This window comes from Ruoffia tabacinasalis (assembly GCF_005864045.1).
Classification (GTDB): domain Bacteria; phylum Bacillota; class Bacilli; order Lactobacillales; family Aerococcaceae; genus Ruoffia; species Ruoffia tabacinasalis.
Genome location: NZ_VBSP01000013.1, coordinates 1 through 17,685, shown reverse-complemented (window position 1 = coordinate 17,685; position 17,685 = coordinate 1). Strand labels below are relative to the sequence as shown.

The window sequence follows — 17,685 nt, the reverse complement described above, 5'->3', positions numbered from 1 at the left end:
TATGAGTAAATATCCAACAACAATTATTGAAATCCAAGAAGGGTTAAGAAATGGCGATTTTACAGCGGTTGAATTAACGGAAGCAATCTTTGCTTACATTGAAGAGACTGATGAGAAAGTAAATTCATTCTTAGCTTTAAATAAAGAAGCAGCTTTAGAAGCGGCGAAAGCTGCCGATGAAGTAGGGTACGGTGAAGACGCACCATTATTAAACGGTGTGCCAATTGGGATTAAAGATAATATCGTTACTGAAGGTTTAACAACAACCGCTTCATCTAAAATGTTAGAAAACTTCAACCCAACTTATGATGCGACAGTCATTAAGAAGTTAAAAGAAGCTGGAGCTATTATTATTGGTAAATTAAACTTAGACGAATTTGCGATGGGTGGATCAACTGAGACATCTTACTTCAAAACTTCTAGAAACCCTTGGGATTTAGAACGTGTACCAGGTGGATCATCAGGTGGATCATCATCTGCTGTTGCTGCTCGTCAAGTTCCCGCAAGTCTTGGTACAGATACTGGGGGGAGTGTTCGTAACCCTGCAGCCTTTACAGGGATTGTAGGAATGAAACCTTCATACGGTTCTGTCTCTCGTTACGGCGCGATTGCCTTTGGTTCAAGTTTAGACCAAATTGGACCAATGACAACGACTGTTGAAGACAATGCATTAGTATTAGAAGCAATTGCAGGCTTCGATAAACTTGATGGAACAAGCCGTCCTGATACTGAATTAGATTACAGATCAAAACTTGGTCAATCAATTGAAGGCATGCGTATTGCGATTCCTAAAGAATACCAATCTGAAGCAGTTAATGAAGAGATTCGTGATGCAATTAGTAAAGCAAAAGAATACTTTATTTCTCAAGGTGCAATCGTTGACGAAGTATCATTACCACATACACCTTACGGAATTAATGTTTACTATATCCTTTCTTCTGCAGAAGCATCATCAAACTTACAACGTTTTGACGGAATCCGTTATGGTTACCGTTCAGAATCTGCGAAAACACTTGAAGATATCTATGTTCAATCTCGTAGTGAAGGTTTTGGTGACGAGGTTAAACGTCGTATTATGTTAGGAACTTACAGTTTAAGTTCAGGAGCATTTGATAAATACTTTAAGAAAGCCGCTCAAGTTAGAACATTAATTATTGATGACTTTATTAAAGTCTTTAGCGAATATGACTTAATTATGGGACCTGTTACAACAAGTACTGCCTTCAAGATTGGTGGCCGTATTGAGGACCCAGTTGAAATGTATGTATCGGACTTATTAACAGTTCCTGTCAATTTAGCAGGACTACCAGCAATGTCAGTTCCAGCAGGCTTTGATAGTAACGGAATGCCTATTGGCTTACAATTAATTGGTAAACATATGAATGAATCAACACTTTACCAAGTTGCTTATGATTTTGAGAAAAATCATGATTACGTTAACCAAGTACCGGAATTTTAGGAGGGTGATATAATGAATTTTGAAACTGTCATTGGATTAGAAATCCACGTAGAGTTAAAGACTGACTCGAAAATATTTAGTACTTCACCAGCTCATTTTGGTGCAGAACCGAATAGTAACACGAATGAAAAAGACTGGGGATATCCAGGTGTCTTACCAGTATTAAATAAAGGTGCTGTAGATTACGGTATGAAAGCAGCACTAGCTTTAAACTGTGAAATTGCGCGTGAAATGAGTTTTGACCGTAAAAACTATTTCTACCCCGATAACCCAGCTGCCTACCAAATTACACAAGATGCACAACCGATTGGAACAAACGGATATATTGATATCGAAGTTGAAGGTGAACGCCGTCGTATTCGTATCAACCGTGTCCATTTAGAAGAGGATGCAGGTAAAAACACTCACGGAACAGATGGTTTCTCTTACGTTGACTTAAACCGTCAAGGTACACCATTAATCGAGATTGTTTCTGAGGCAGATATGCATTCACCAGCAGAAGCGTATGCTTACTTAGAAGCTGTTCGTGAGAAAATCTTATTTACTGAAGTTTCTGATGTTCGTATGGAAGAAGGATCACTACGTTGTGACGCAAATATCTCGCTTCGCCCATTTGGCCAAGAAGAATTTGGTACAAAAACTGAGCTTAAAAACTTAAACAGTTTTACATATGTACGTAAAGGTCTTGAACACGAAGAAGTGCGCCAAGCAAATGTATTAAGAAGTGGTGGCGTGATTGAGCAAGAAACACGTCGTTATGATGAGACAACAGGTGACACAATCTTAATGCGTACGAAAGAAGGAGCGGCAGATTACCGTTACTTCCCAGAACCAGATGTTCCGCCAATTTACATTACAGAAGAGTGGATTGCGGAAGTGAAAGAATCATTACCAGAAATGCCAGACCAAAGACGTCTACGTTATGTTAATGAATACGAATTACCAGAATATGACGCGATGGTTCTTACTCAGACAAAAGTAATGTCAGATTTCTTTGATAATACAATTGAAGAAGGTGCAGATCCTAAACAAGTATCTAACTGGTTAATGGGTGAAGTTTCAGCTCACTTAAATAAAGAACAAATCGCTTTAGAAGATACTGAATTAACACCAGTAAACTTAGCACAAATGATTAACTTAATTGCTGATGGAACAATTTCAAGTAAAATTGCTAAGAAATTATTCAAACACCTTGTTGAAAAAGGTGGCGACGCAAATAAAGTTGTTGAAGAACAAGGAATGGCTCAACTTAGTGACCCAGCTAAATTACAACCACTCATTGACGAAGTAATTGCTGCTAACCCTGGATCAGTTGAAGACTACAAGAACGGTAAAGATCGTGCTTTAGGATTCTTTGTTGGACAAATTATGAAACAAACTCGTGGTAAAGCTAATCCACAAGTTGTGAACAAACTGATTTTAGAAACTTTAGCTAACATGTAATTTTAAATTTTAAGCGTCTAAATGTCTTGTGCATTTAGGTGCTTTTTTTGCATATAATAATTTTATCTCATATAAATCAATTTGATTTTACAAGAAAATATTTTAGGAATAAACCTAATATTCGAGGGGAAAATCCCGAACGTTAACTTTTTTAACAATAAGAAAAGGTTAAGTTTTTATTAAGGACAAGTACTCAAATGATTTTTTGAATAATGTGTGAATTATCAACACAAATCATTTCAAATATGTTACTCTATAATTGCGAAACTTTAGAGAGGTAGGTAAGTAATGAAAAAGACATTATTAATTATCGTTTCAACTGTGCTTATTATGGGAGTTGTATATTTTGCAGGTGTTGGGTTTTACTCTGAGAAATTTTCAGCGAATTCCACTTTTGGAACAGTTGATGTGAGTAATTTAACATTAAGCGAAGCACAGGCGAAAGTTATTGAAGATTTGAATGACAAAGAATTTGTTCTTGAAGAAGATGGGCAAGAAGTTGCTCGTTTGAAACTAGGTGAACTAGAACCTGAATATAAAACTGAGTCAGAATTAGAAGCGTCATACTTATCACAAGATCCAACGACTTGGGTCAATGGCTTCTTTGAAGATAAAGAGTACAATCAAGGTTTAGAAGAGCAAATTAACTTCAGTGAAGAAGAAATAATTAATAGCTTGTCAGCCCAAGGTCTTTCTAATGAAGAACGTGAAGCGGCGACAGATGCAGGTGTAGATTATGACGAAACTGAAGGTTATTATGTAGTTGAAGGGTCTGCTGGAAACCAAATCGATCCTAGTCGTCTTGAATCAGCAATTGTTGAAGGGATTCAAAACGAGAATTATACCATTGATTTGGAAGAAGCATATGCTCAACCAGAAATAACTGAAGTAAGTGAAGAAATTACATCAGTGATGGATGAAATTGAATCCGTATCATCAGTGAATATCACTTATGAAATTGCTGGAGAAGAAGTAACAATTCCACAAGATGAAATTGAAAACTGGATTTATTTTGATTCTTCAAATGAATTAATTATCGATGCTGAATCTGTGAAAGCATATTTAAGTACTCTTAACGAGGAATATTCAACATTCTACAAAGACCGTACTTTCAATAGTACTTTACAAGGTGAAGTCACTGTGCCACCTGGAATCCTAGGTTGGTCAATTGACACTGATGCAGAAGCAGAAGCGTTAATTAGTGACATTCATGCAGGTAACGATGTTAGTCGTGAACCAATCTATTACAGTTCTGGTGGTATTGCTGGTGCTGCAAATGATATTGGATCAACTTACGTCGAAATCGATTTAAGTAATCAATATATGTTCTTATATGTTGATGGTCAACTTATTCTTGAAACGCCAATGGTTTCAGGTAAGATTGGTGCTGAGACCGTACCAGGAGCAAATGCTGTTATTGAGATGTTAACTGATACAAACTTAGTTGGTTACAACCCATTCTCAAAAGTAGAATATTCTACGCCAGTTAATTACTGGATTCGCTTTGACGATAAAGCTCAAGGAATTCATGATGCATCTTGGCAAGGATCATTTGGTGGAAATGTTTATCAATTAAGTGGTTCACTTGGCTGTATTAACACTCCTCTAGGCGCAGTTGAAGTAATTTACAATAACGTTGATTACGGTACACCAGTAATGGTTTTCTATTAACATAAAAACAAAATCCTCACCCGGCAGAGTCTATTATGACTTTGCTAGGTGAGGATTTTTTAGTTTGCAATGAAAATATTTCCTTGAGAAATTCTCAAGGCACCTTACCATCCCTGAGAATTTTTCAGGGATCCAATTCGTGAAAAACGATGCTTGAGAAACTCACAAGGCACCTTACCATCCTTGAGAAATATTCAGGGATCCAATTCGTGAAAAATGATGCCTGAGAAACTCTCAAGGCACCTTACCATCCCTGAGAAATATTCAGGGATGAAATTCGTGAAAAATGATGCCTGAGAAAATCTCAGGGACACAACTAGACAAAGTTAAACCAAAACAGTATTACTTACTCTGAAGTTTTTCTTCATCATTCAGTGTTTCTATAATACGTTCTGCAGTCGGTTGAGGAACACCGATATGACGGTACTCTTCAATGTCTGCTTCTTTCATTCTTTGTAAGTTTTTAAAGTGCTTTAATAATTTTGTGCGGGTCTTCGGTCCAACACCTTCAATACTATCTAAGATTGATCCAAACTGAGATTTCGAACGGACATTTCTATGATAGCTAATCGCATAGCGATGGACTTCATCTTGGACTCTTTGTAGGAAGTGGAAGACTTGGCTTGTTGGTTCTAAAGGAATTATTTCCTCACTATAACCGTCCATTAAGGCAGCAGTTTTATGTTTGTCATCTTTTACCATACCAGCAACCGGAATTGTGATGCCTAATTCATTCTCCAACACATCTCTAGCTGCTCTAATTTGAATTTTCCCACCATCCATTAGGATTAAGTCAGGTAATTGTTTCTCTTCGCGTAGCAGTCTTGTGTAACGTCTACGAATGACTTCTTGAGTTGATGCGAACTCATTGGCACCTTCGACAGTTTTAATTTTGAATTTACGGTAGTTCTTTTTCTCAGGCTTCCCGTCGCGGTAAACAACCATACCTGATACTGCGTTTGATCCTTGGATATTAGAATGGTCAAACGATTCGATATAGTTTGCTTGCGGAATATTTAAAGCATCTGATAATTCGTCAATGGCACCTAAAGTTTTTCTTTCGCTCATCTCTATTAATCTGAATTTTTCATCCAAAGCAATGCGACTATTTTTTTCGCAAAGTTCTAATAAGCTACGTTTTTTCCCACGAAGGGGTGTCGATACTGGAACTTCAAGATATTCATTTAATAAATGATTATCAACATCACTTGGAACGAGTACCGCTTTAGGCATGAGTTGTGATTCTTCTTTATAGAATCGCGCAATATAAGTCGTGACTTCTTCTTCTGGATTATTATAGCTAGGGAAGATGGCGGCTTTACGTTTAAGAATCGAACCTTGTCTCAACATAAAGGTTTGAATCGATAACCAACCACGATCAAGGGTGTAACCAAAGACATCCATATTGTCATAGTCCTGACTCATAATGACTTGGCGTTCAATTGTTTTTTCGATATAACTAATTTGATCACGGTAATCCGCTGCTTGTTCAAAGTCTAATTTTTCTGCAGCAGTGTCCATTTTTGAACGTAAGTCATTTTTAATACTGTCGACGTTGCCTGCAAAGAATTTTTTGATATTCTCAATCTGAGCATCATATTCCGCTTGTTCTACTTTATGATCACAAGGTCCAATACATTGGCCAAGGTGATAGTAAAAGCAGGCACGCTTTTCGTTTTTAGCACATCTTCTTAAAGGATATGCTCGGTGCAATAATTGTTGGGTACTAGTTGCGGCATAAACATTTGGAAAGGGACCAAAGTAAGTTCCCCCATCTTTTTTCACTTCATTCGTAATAATTAATTGAGGATCTTCTTCTTTAGTAATTTTTAGATAAGGATACATTGTTGAGTCTTTGAGTCGAATGTTATAAATTGGCTTATATTCTTGAATAAGATTAATCTCAAGAATCAGCGCTTCTTTATCACTGTTAGTTATAATTGTTTCAAAATGATCGATTTCAGATACTAATTTTGTTGTCTTAGCATCATGAGCACCCCTAAAGTAAGAACGCACACGATTACGTAAATTCTTAGCTTTACCTACATATATAATGGTATCGTTCGCGTTTCGCATTAAATAACATCCTGGTAAATCAGGTAAGAGTTTTAGTTTTTGCTCAATGTTATATAAAACTTCACTGCGATTTTTAGTCGTCTTTTTTTCATTAGGGGTTCCTTCGTTAGTTGAATCTTGATGCATAAAGACACCTCCTATTAATTGGTTATATTTCTCTATTATTGTCAACATACTATTATACACGACAAAGTCAAGGTTTTGCTAATAAATTGACTATTAAAATGCAGTTAACTTTTTTATTTTGTGTTGTCTTTTTTAATCCCTTATAAAAAATAATTCACTAGAACTATCCCAAAATAACAAGCTTATAACTGAACCTGTGGTATAATAGCATTACAGTAAATGAAGGACGTGTGTGTATGAAATTTAACGAATTTAATTATAATCGACCAGACCTAGATATTTTCAAAAAAGACTACCAAGAAAATATTGACCAAATTAAAAATGCTAATTCTGTCAAGGAAGCCTTAGAAGGCATTCATGAGATACAAGCATTACAAAATGAAATAAATACGCAATCAGAGTTAGCAGAAATTCGTTTCTCTATTAATACAAAAGATGCTTTTTATAAAAAAGAAAGTGATTTTTGGAATGAACAGCTACCAATTATTTCAGAATGGGAAACTGATTATTATCGTGCAATTTTAAACTCACCTTTTCTATCTGAATTAAAACAAGAAATTGCAGCACCATTTTTTGATATTATTGAGAACTCTCTAAAAGTATTTGACCCAACTATTATACCTTTATTACAACAAGAGAATAAATTAGTCTCAGAATATGATTCACTCATCGCATCAGCGGAAATTGATTATAAGGGAGAAACTTATAACTTATCTGGTTTGACACCATTCATGCAGTCAACTGACCGTCAGGAACGAAAAGCGACTTCTGAATTATATGCAAACTTTTTCCAAGAGAACTTAGCTGATTTTGATCGCATTTACGATGAATTAGTCAAAGTCCGTCATGAGATGGCAACCAGTCTTGGCTTTAAAGATTTTGTGGAGATGGGCTATGCGAGAATGAACCGCCTAGACTATACACGTTCGGATGTTGAAGTATTCCGTCGTGAAGTCTTGGAACAAATTGTGCCATTATCAACATATATTTATGACCGCCAAGCGAAACGTTTAGAGTTAGATGAGTTAAAATATTACGATCTAAACTTAAGCTTTCCAACAGGAAATGCGAAACCCATTGGGACTGCGTATGAGTTGATTCAAAAAGCTGAAAAGATGTATTCAGATATGTCACCTGAAACTGCGGACTTTTTCGACTTTATGGTTAAACATGATTTAATGGACTTATTAACTAAGTCAGGTAAGCAAAGTGGAGGGTATTGTACTCATATCCCGAACTTCAATGCTCCCTTTATTTTTGCTAATTTTAATGGGACTTCAGGAGACGTGGATGTATTAACACACGAGGCTGGGCATGCTTTCCAACTCTATCGTTCACGTTGGATTAATGAACCTGAGTTAATTTGGCCAACGCATGAAAGTTGTGAAATCCATTCGATGAGTATGGAATTTATCGCATGGCCATATATGGATGAGTTTTTCGGTGACAAAGTAGAAAAATACAAATACGCTCATCTTTCAGAAGCCGTGACCTTCTTACCTTATGGTGTCTTAGTAGATCACTTCCAACATGAAGTGTATGAAAACCCAACAATGACACCAGAAGAACGTCGTTCAAAATGGCGTGAATTAGAGAAACAATACACTCCTTGGAAAGAATATGATGACAATGAGTTTTATGAGCAAGGTGGATTATGGTTTAGACAAGGCCATATCTTCAACTCACCATTCTACTATATTGATTACACATTAGCCCAAGTATGTGCCTTTCAGTTCTGGGAGCGAAGTCATGTGAAAGAAGACGATAGCTTCTGGTCTGATTACTTAAACATTTGTCGTGTAGGTGGAACGAAATCATTCCAAGAAATTGTGAAACTCGCTAACTTAAAATCACCTTTTGAAGAAAATAGTCTTTCAGAAGTTACTCAAGCCATTCAGACCTATTTAGAAGCCATTGACGAAGAGCAGTTAATATAAGAGGAGGAGTTCAATGATAAACGTAGGAACCATTGGTACTTCATGGATAACAGAGCAATTTATTAAAGCTAGTCAACTGACCAATCTATATAAGATTAAAGGAATCTATTCACGAAGTGCTTACCGAGCAAAAGATATTGCGACGATTTACAAGACAGACTACTATACGGACCAATTAAATAATATTTTATTTGATCCAGAAATTGATTTGATTTATATCGCAAGTCCCAATAGCATGCATTTTGAACAAGCAATGCAAGCGATAAAAGCTGGAAAGCATGTCATCATTGAGAAGCCAATGTTTTCAAGTGTTGAAGAATGGCATCAAGCACATGAAGAAGCGAAACGCATGAATGTCTTCATTTTTGAAGGTGCTTTGCATATTCATACGCGTAATTATCGTCGAATGAAGCAGTTAGTTCAGAATAAGATAAAAGCTTCTAAGCAGCCGTTTTTAGGGGCTAACTTTAATTTTGGGCAATACTCATCCAAATATGTTCAATATCGTGAAACAATGGATAATCACCAGATTGCACCAAATGTCTTCAACCTTGAGTTTTCAGGTGGGGCATTAATGGATTTAGGTGTATACCCAGTTTATGTCGTCCTTGATTTATTTGGTTTACCTCAATCAGTGCGCTACAACGCTCAAAAAGGGGAAAATGGTGTCGATATTTTCGGTACAATTTTATTCACATATGATAAATTTCAAGTATCGATATTTATCTCTAAAGCAGTGCATTCAAAACTGCCAAGTGAAATTTATGTAGACGATGAGACCATTATTATCCACGACGTGAGTCGCATTAGTAAAGTTGAGTTAATAAACCAAGAAGGTCAAAAGGCAGATGTGATTGATTACAAACCAGAGAATTATATGTATGATGAGTTACTGAATTTTGCTGAAGTGATTAATAATCCGGATAGTATTCACCAAAAAGTGCGCTATGAAGATTGGAAACAACTAAGCTTACAAGTGGCACAAACAATGGAGTTACTACGTAAATCAGCGAATATTTCTTTTGACACTGAAGAACAGAAATAGAAGATAAGAGAAGGAGCATATAATGCTTAATACATTTAGAACTGAACTCCAAGAATTTTGGAAAGAGAAAGAATTTCAAGAACCTACACCGGTTCAAGAGCAATTATTTAAAGAAGCATCAGAGGGGAACGACGTCATTGCTGTATCCCCAACGGGTACGGGTAAGACATTAGCTTACTTACTACCTATATTGAATCAAATTGAAGCAAATAAAACGTTGCAAGCAATTATTCTAGCGCCATCACAAGAATTAGTGATGCAAATTGGTGAAGTGGCACGCGAATGGGGTAAAGTTGTAGGCATTAAAACACAAACGCTCATCGGTGGTGCAAATATTAAACGCCAAATCGATAAGTTAAAAGATAAGCCAGAACTTATTATTGCAACACCTGGACGCTTTATCGAGTTAACAAGCAAGACGAAAAAAATAAAAGTTCACCTAGTAAAAACCATTGTTTTTGATGAAGCAGATTATTTATTTAAAGATGAACATAAAAGAACGATCGAATCAATTCAACAAACACTGATGCGTGATGTTCAAAAAGTTTATGCAAGTGCGACAATGACAGAGGAATTTGTCAATGATCGAAAAGCGGAGAATAATGACATTAAAGTCATCCGCATTGATTCGCAAGAATCAGTTAGCCATATTCAACATTATTTCATTACGGTTAATAATCGCTATAAAGTGGATGAACTGAAACGTTTAGCTCAGATGGATAACATGCGAGCCATTGTATTCTTCGAACAGATTAATCAAATTGAAGAAGTGGCAGCGAAGTTAATCTATGAGAATGTATCTGTCGTTGTCTTACATAGTGATGCGAGTAAACAAGAACGTGAGTATGCGATTCGAGCATTTAAAAATCATGACGTTACTTATCTTCTAACAACCGATGTTGCTAGTAGAGGGATGGATATCTCAGAAGTTCCTTACGTCATTCATTATAACCGTGTCCAAGATAGCCGAACGTATATTCATAGATCAGGACGGACAGGTCGAATGAACCGAGAAGGTATTGTTATCTCGTTATTAAACCAACAAGAAGCGAATGATTTAGCAGCTATCTTAAAAGAAGAGAATATTCCATTAACAGAGAAAGTATTAAAAAATAGAATATTAATTGATCCAACTGAAACAAAAGGGTCGAAAAACCAAGATAAACAAGCTCAAAATAGAAGAAAACGTGTGTAAATTTACAAATTTACATAAACTTTACATTCATTTAGCTCTAAATTTACAATCGAGGGGTATAATCAGAGTAGGAAAAGATTAAGTGGCTTTGTAGTGGGAGGATAATATGCGTATAGCAATCGTAACAGAAACTTTTGTCCCAGCGACGGATGGTATTTGCACTCGCTTGGCAAACTTTGTTGTTCAATTAAAAGAAATTGGTCATGAAGTTATTGTTATTTCACCGGATCTTGGTATAAGCGACTATAAAGGAGTACCAGTTTACGGGCTTGAAACAGTGACATTTCCATTATATGGATCGCGTCCATGGGGTTTACCTTCTCGAAAGGTAAAGTCTATTTTCAAGAAATTTAAGCCAGATGTGGTACATGCTGTGAATCCAATCTCATTGGCTTCATCGGCTGTTCACTATGCAAATAAGTTAAATATCCCTTTAATAACGTCATACCATACTCATTTACCGAATTACTTAGACCATTATAATATGAGTTTATTTAAACCAGTTCTATGGGATTATATTCGTTTTTGGCATACAAAGTCTGACGTTAATATTACAGTCTCACAAAGCTTAATGGATGAACTGAATGATGAGATGATTCCCACTCATGGTGTCTTACCTCGAGGAATTGATATTGAAGGGCGTCATCCAGAATATTTTGATCAAGAATTATATAATGAATTAACGGACAATAATCCAAATAATAAATTATTAGTCTACGTTGGAAGATTGGCTCCAGAGAAGGATATCGATCATTTACGTGCAATCTTTGATGAGCGAGATGATTTATGTCTAGCCATTGTCGGAGATGGGCCAGACAGAGAACGCTTAGAAGAAGTCTTTGCTGGAACGAAGACGCACTTTTTAGGCTTTAAGCATGGTGAAGATTTGTCTAAAGCCTTTGCGACAGGAGATGCTTTTGTCTTCCCATCAACATCAGAGACCTTTGGTTTAGTAATCTCGGAAGCGATGGCGTCAGGCATACCTGTCATTGCCGCTGAAAGCGAACCAACCGTTGAACAAATTACGGATAAGGAGACAGGCTTAATCTATGAATCTGGTAATACTGAAAGTTTAATGAAGGCAATTAATAGTGTGGATAATCCATTATTAATGCAAAAACTTTCACTTAAAGGGCGTTCGGAAGCGCTAAAATATACTTGGGGTAATGCGACGCTAGAGATATTAGATTTTTATTCGCAAACGATCGAAGCGCATCAATACAAATACGACGGTATTCGTAAACAAGCTTAAGTCTGTTTAGAAAATGAATGTATTTTTTAGAATATTAACTGCCAATCAGCGGTTAGTATTCTTTTTTATTTATTATGATGCGTTTAAGCAATTAATTAGTACATTTTTCATAGATATAGTAGACTAATATAGGGAAGTAGGGTAAGAATTGTGAAAAAACAAAAGTATACTAGAAAAGATTGGCCAACTGAATGGACAGGGATAAACCCACGCGCTATGAAGGTTTATCGTAAATATGTTAATCGCGAATTTCCTGGCTATTGTGGTACATATACTGCTGCAGTTTTGGCACATTACGTTATTCAGAAAGATTATGAAAAAGAATTATCTATGGATGACTTAATTATTGGATTAAAACCACGCATTGATGGTCGATTTTGGTATAAAGGGACTTACCCTTGGGATTTAATCGGTGGATTAAAAGCTCTGTTCGAGGACGTCGATTATAAACCAAGGTGGCATCTTATTAGTAATCCAATCGTTACGAAAGAGTTATCTCAAGCAAAGCCCTACCCAGTTATTGTTGGAACAACTAAAGCGTTTGGAAGTAAGTATGGAAATCATTGGCTGTTAGTCTATGCATTTGGTTATAACAACGCAGGGCAATTATTTTATAAAGCATATGATAATCATGGTAAGATAAATGCAGTGATTCCTGCCAGTCAAACAATGGCTGCAGTATGGTTAGAAAGAAAGGACTGAATATAAATATGGTAGAATTTGATTATATAGTTATTGGTGGAGGAAGTGGCGGAATTTCTTCTGCAAACCGTGCGGCAGAGCATGGAGCAAAAGTAGCGGTAATTGAGGCCGTTGATTTAGGGGGAACGTGTGTAAACCGTGGGTGTGTCCCTAAGAAAGTTAGTTGGTATGCCTCAAGAGTTGCGGATAGTATTCATAAATACGGACCTGGATATGGTTTCCATGCTGAAAACACAAGCTTTAACTTTGTTGAATTTCGTGAAGCACGTGATGGTTACGTCAGTCGTTCAAGATCAGGTTATGAGAATAACATTGAAAAAAATGGCATAACTTTATATAGAGGTCACGCATCATTCGTTGATGGACACACCGTTGAAGTAAACGGCGAAACATTAACAGCTAAAAACATCTTAATCGCGACAGGTGGACGCCCAAGTAAGGTAGAAGTACCGGGTGGAGAATTAGTTGATAACTCAGATGATTTCTTCAACTGGACGACTTTACCTGAGAAAGTAGCTGTCGTTGGTGCAGGTTACATTGCCGTTGAATTATCACAAGTAATGAGTAACTTAGGGGTTGATACGACATTAGTCACAAGATATGAAAAACCATTACGTTCTTTTGATGACATGTTAAGTGATTTGCTACTTGGCGCAATCAATGAAGATGGACCGACACATATGACTAATACCACCTTTACTGAATACCGTAAAAATGGTGATAAAATCGAATGTTTAGTAGACGGCGAAGTGAAACTAGTTGTTGACCGTGTTGTTGCAGCCGTTGGACGTGTCGCTAATACTGAAAATTTAGGTTTAGAAAATACTGCCATCACGGTTGATGAAAAAGGACAAATCAATGTCAATGATGGTCATGAAACTGAAGAAGCTGGCGTTTACGCGATTGGTGATGTGATTGATCGTGTTGATTTAACTCCAGTTGCGATTAGAGCAGGGCGTACGTTATCGGAATATTTATTTAATAATGGGGCAACTTCAGCAATTGATTATACAAATATTCCAACTGTTATCTTTAGCCATCCAGCGATTGGTACAATTGGATATTCAGAGAAAGACGCGATTAAAGAGTTTGGTGAAGAGAATATTAAAGTGTATACAAATACTTTCTATTCAATGTATGCTTCTGCAGCTTGGCATCGTGAACAAAATAAATTTAAACTCGTATGTTATGGGCCAGAAGAAGTCGTTATTGGCTTGCATGGTATCGGAGAAGGCGTTGATGAGATGATTCAAGGCTTTGGTGTAGCGATGAAGATGAAGGCTACAAAAGCTCAATTTGACTCAATTATTGCTATTCACCCAACAGGTGCAGAAGAATTTGTAACAATGAGATAAATAAAGAACCAGCGATTCCAATATGGGCATCGCTGGTTTTAGTTTTGATTGAAAATTAACCTTGAACAACTGAAAGTGAAAGAGCAGCTGTGTTGATAGCAACTGTTCCACCAATAGGGAATGTAAAGATTGGTTGAGTATGACCGAAGTTCACATTGTAGATGACCGGAATGCTTTGTAAAATCGAATGCTTATTCAATATGTAGTGAAGTGTATCTTCACTCATGTCTGATTCTTTAGGAAAGCGACCAATAATAACGGCAGCAGGTTCAGGATAAACTTGTAATAATGAAGCCAGATTTCTGGCAAAGTCAAAGGCATCGTTTTCTTCCGCACTTTCGATAAATAAGATCGCATCATCGACTTGAGGCATATATTGAGTCCCTTGAAGTAAATTAAAAGTATTTAAATTACCAACAATAGCAGTTCCGCTAGCCTTACCACTTGAGTATTCTGTCCATTCATTTTCTTTTAGATCCCGAGGTTTTTCTGGAATAAACCATTCATCACTCGTATAGAAGTCGCTTGGATTTAAGTTATAAGAATGTTTAGTTATCGCCGCTTGCCAAGCATTAGTCTGATAATCCTGAAGTTCCTTCATCTTAAAAGAGGAATAGGCTGGACCACTATAAGTTACTAAACCTGTTTTAGCAAAAATAGCATTTTGCAAAGCGGAAGTATCAGAATAACCACAAAGTATTTTTGGGTTACTTCTAATTAATTCATAGTCCAGATACGGTAGTAATTCATTCGAATTAAACCCACCAATCGATGTTAAAATCATTTTAACTTGAGGATCACGAAATGCATCGTGTAAATCTTCGACGCGACTTTTAATGGAAGCTGAATTCATTTCATCCATCTCATCGATATGACTACTGTAGCTGATCGTGTAACCGAGATCCGCAAAGTATTTGACGAGCTTCTCGTTATCAGCTTCAGAATTCACGCGTTTAATTGAAGAGCTAGGGCTCAATACTCGAATTTCATCATTAATTTGTAATTTATTTGGGTATATTTTTCCCATATTATCCCTCCAACTGACATTATATTATATATATTATAACAGAAAGATAATAATCATTATATAAAAAGGAAAAGACAGGGCAAGTGATAGACTAAAATCGAGGATATATTATATGAACTGAATGTTAACCGTAAATGCTGTTACATCAATGTTCTAAAGATTTATTTATAACTTATTTAAAATCAAAGCTTGTTCTCAAGCCTTTATATTGCCAATAATAGCCACAAGTTGATATAATAAAGTTACAAAATGAAAATGTTTTGTATAATTAAAAAAAAGGAGATGAATAATATGGGTTGGTTATGGTCACTAATCGTCGGTGGTATCATCGGATGGATTGCTGGAATGATTATGGGACGCGATATCCCAGGCGGTGTAATTGGTAATATTATTGCTGGTTTCGTCGGTTCATGGATTGGGAATCAATTTTTATCAGGCTTTGGTCCTGAAATTGGTGGATTCTTCATTATTCCTGCACTACTAGGTGCGGTCATTCTTATTGCAATTGTTTCATTTATCCTACGCCAAATGCGTTAATATTTATTTAAATGATTAAAGCTAGTCGGATTTTATCCGACTAGTTTTTTTAGTGTCATAAATAAGCAAATATAGGACGATTAAAACGAGCAACTCTTAAATATTCATTAATTTATTTTTACTATGCTTCTTTTCTGTTAGTTATGAATTTTTTTGGTATAATTGTTTTTATAGCAATATTAGGGGGTTACAGGATCTATGGAAGATTCAAAGTTAAAAGTAGTCAGCAAAGAATTGGTTGTAACAGATGATTTGATAATCCCTGGAACGACTCAAATCGATTTGACAAAGATATTAGAGAAAGCCATGGAAGTAAGTGGCTTACATGATAATTATTTACAGAATCAATTGAATGTTAAATTCATTCAAGAAAATCATACATGGGTCATCACTCAATATGAGATTCGAATTCTTAAAGAAGCAGAACTTAATGCTACACTTGAGATTGATACACGACTCATTGAAGTTAACCGTTTCTTCTGTACTCGACGTTATAGCGTTGTGAGTGATGGACAATTGTTATATGAAGTATTCGCTAAGTTCGCAGCCATTGATATGGACAAGCGTCGAATAGTTAGAATTAATCCAGCTCCTTTAGAAACGGAAGATATTATTGACTCATCTTATACAATTGAATTTTCGAAGATTAAAGCATTTACGAATGTGGCAAACGAAGAAGATATTCGAGTTGGTATTGATGAAAGTGATATCGATGAGAACTTACACGTGAATAATCTCGTCTATCTAAGATGGGCATACCGTACTATTCCGTCTGATATCAGCCAAAATTATAAAATGAAACGCATCGAAGTTAAATACGAGAAAGAAATACTCCCACAAGACACAGTAGCTATCTGTAATCAAGCTGATTTGGAAGAGAGTAACCAAACGCAACAAGTTATTATTAATGAAAGCAATAATAAGATCGCAAGTGTTATAAATATAGAATGGGAAAAGTAGAAAGGGAAGAAGAATGATTACATTAAAATCACAAAGAGAAATAGAACAAATGACAGAATCCGGAGAGATTTTAGCAGGGATTCATGAAGAATTACGCGACTTTATCAAACCAGGTGTGACGACAAATCAGATTGATAAATTCGTTCAAAAGCGCATTGAAGGCGCTGGGGCAGTCGCAGCTCAAATCGGTTATGAAGGATATAAATATGCAACATGTATCAGTGTGAATGACGAAATTTGTCACGGTTTCCCATCAGGGTATGTACTTAAAGCCGGTGACATTGCGAATGTTGACTTTTGTGTTGATTTAAATGGTGCAATTTCTGATAGCTGTTGGACATATGCTGTTGGAGAATTAACTCCAGAGCACCAACGTCTAGTTGATGTAACTTATAAAGCGTTAATGTTAGGTGTCGAACAAGCTGTTGTAGGGAACCGTATCGGAGATATCGGTCATGCAATCCAAACTTATGCAGAAGGTGAAGGATTTGGTGTTGTTCGTGACTTTATTGGACATGGTATTGGCCCAACAATTCACGAAGAACCAGCAATTCCTCACTACGGTTTAGCAGGGAAAGGTCTACGCTTAAAAGAGGGTATGACCATTACAATCGAACCAATGATTACAACTGGAACTTGGAAGATGAAGATGGATGATAATGGTTGGACTGCTCGTACGCGTGACGGTGGATACTGTGCGCAATTCGAACATTCAATTGCAATCACTAAAGAAGGTCCAGTTTTAATGACAAAACAAAAAGGTGAATAAAAAAGGTTCATGAATTTTTGATGTTGGTGGACCGAGGAGCCAGGTGACGCAGTCACCTTGGCTCTTTTTTTATTCCTATGTTTAAGTGTCTCTCTATGCAACGATAGTTTGTGTTGTGTTCTCATCTTTAA

General features: G+C 36.4%; 14 protein-coding genes. 12 read left to right on the top strand and 2 right to left on the bottom strand.

Features of this window, described 5'->3' with window-relative positions:
• Nucleotide 1 precedes the first annotated feature (1 nt).
• The 3 genes from gatA (at nt 2) to FEZ33_RS05065 (ending at nt 4,573) form a co-directional block, all read left to right on the top strand.
• A complete protein-coding gene (gene gatA / locus FEZ33_RS05075; protein WP_138404322.1) occupies nt 2-1,459 on the top strand; it encodes an Asp-tRNA(Asn)/Glu-tRNA(Gln) amidotransferase subunit GatA in 1,458 nt (485 codons plus the stop codon).
• Between the two features lie 12 nt (nt 1,460-1,471).
• Nucleotides 1,472-2,902: an Asp-tRNA(Asn)/Glu-tRNA(Gln) amidotransferase subunit GatB gene (gene gatB, locus FEZ33_RS05070; RefSeq protein ID WP_138404321.1), complete on the top strand. Its 1,431-nt coding sequence runs from the start codon at nt 1,472-1,474 to the stop codon at nt 2,900-2,902.
• A 288-nt stretch (nt 2,903-3,190) separates the two neighbouring features.
• Nucleotides 3,191-4,573, top strand: a complete 1,383-nt coding sequence (locus FEZ33_RS05065; RefSeq protein ID WP_138404320.1) for a L,D-transpeptidase family protein — start codon at nt 3,191-3,193, stop codon at nt 4,571-4,573.
• Between the two features lie 342 nt (nt 4,574-4,915).
• On the opposite strand, the gene uvrC is transcribed toward FEZ33_RS05065, so the two are convergent.
• The gene (gene uvrC / locus FEZ33_RS05060; protein WP_138404319.1) at nt 4,916-6,775 is read right to left on the bottom strand and encodes an excinuclease ABC subunit UvrC; all 1,860 of its coding nucleotides are present in this window, start codon (nt 6,773-6,775) and stop codon (nt 4,916-4,918) included.
• 236 nt (nt 6,776-7,011) lie between these two features.
• Between uvrC and FEZ33_RS05055 the strand changes: the two genes are divergently transcribed.
• From FEZ33_RS05055 to gorA, 6 genes are all read left to right on the top strand, one after another.
• Entirely contained in the window at nt 7,012-8,712 is a 1,701-nt protein-coding gene (locus tag FEZ33_RS05055; RefSeq protein ID WP_138404318.1) for a M3 family oligoendopeptidase, read from the top strand.
• Nucleotides 8,713-8,725: 13 nt separating this feature from the next.
• Nucleotides 8,726-9,757, top strand: a complete 1,032-nt coding sequence (locus FEZ33_RS05050; protein ID WP_138404317.1) for a Gfo/Idh/MocA family protein — start codon at nt 8,726-8,728, stop codon at nt 9,755-9,757.
• 22 nt (nt 9,758-9,779) lie between these two features.
• Entirely contained in the window at nt 9,780-10,952 is a 1,173-nt protein-coding gene (locus FEZ33_RS05045) for a DEAD/DEAH box helicase (protein WP_138404316.1), read from the top strand.
• A gap of 106 nt (nt 10,953-11,058) precedes the next feature.
• Nucleotides 11,059-12,204: a glycosyltransferase family 4 protein gene (locus FEZ33_RS05040; RefSeq protein WP_138404315.1), complete on the top strand. Its 1,146-nt coding sequence runs from the start codon at nt 11,059-11,061 to the stop codon at nt 12,202-12,204.
• 150 nt (nt 12,205-12,354) lie between these two features.
• Nucleotides 12,355-12,906 carry a cysteine peptidase family C39 domain-containing protein gene (locus FEZ33_RS05035; protein WP_138404314.1) on the top strand — a complete coding sequence of 184 codons (552 nt, stop codon included), beginning with the start codon at nt 12,355-12,357 and terminating at the stop codon, nt 12,904-12,906.
• 8 nt (nt 12,907-12,914) lie between these two features.
• On the top strand, nt 12,915-14,261 hold the full coding sequence (gorA, locus tag FEZ33_RS05030) for a glutathione-disulfide reductase (RefSeq protein WP_138404313.1): 1,347 nt from the start codon (nt 12,915-12,917) through the stop codon (nt 14,259-14,261).
• A gap of 55 nt (nt 14,262-14,316) precedes the next feature.
• Here gorA and FEZ33_RS05025 read toward each other — a convergent pair whose 3' ends face one another.
• A complete protein-coding gene (locus FEZ33_RS05025) occupies nt 14,317-15,288 on the bottom strand; it encodes a S66 family peptidase (RefSeq protein ID WP_138404312.1) in 972 nt (323 codons plus the stop codon).
• Nucleotides 15,289-15,579: 291 nt separating this feature from the next.
• Here FEZ33_RS05025 and FEZ33_RS05020 point away from each other — a divergent pair, with 291 nt between their 5' ends.
• The 3 genes from FEZ33_RS05020 to map all read left to right on the top strand — a co-directional run bounded on the left by FEZ33_RS05020 (nt 15,580) and on the right by map (nt 17,554).
• Entirely contained in the window at nt 15,580-15,825 is a 246-nt protein-coding gene (locus tag FEZ33_RS05020) for a GlsB/YeaQ/YmgE family stress response membrane protein (protein ID WP_138404311.1), read from the top strand.
• 198 nt (nt 15,826-16,023) lie between these two features.
• Nucleotides 16,024-16,785: an acyl-[acyl-carrier-protein] thioesterase gene (locus FEZ33_RS05015; RefSeq protein WP_138404310.1), complete on the top strand. Its 762-nt coding sequence runs from the start codon at nt 16,024-16,026 to the stop codon at nt 16,783-16,785.
• A 13-nt stretch (nt 16,786-16,798) separates the two neighbouring features.
• Complete coding sequence (gene map / locus FEZ33_RS05010; RefSeq protein ID WP_138404309.1) at nt 16,799-17,554, top strand: type I methionyl aminopeptidase; 756 nt, start codon at nt 16,799-16,801, stop codon at nt 17,552-17,554.
• Nucleotides 17,555-17,685 lie beyond the last annotated feature (131 nt).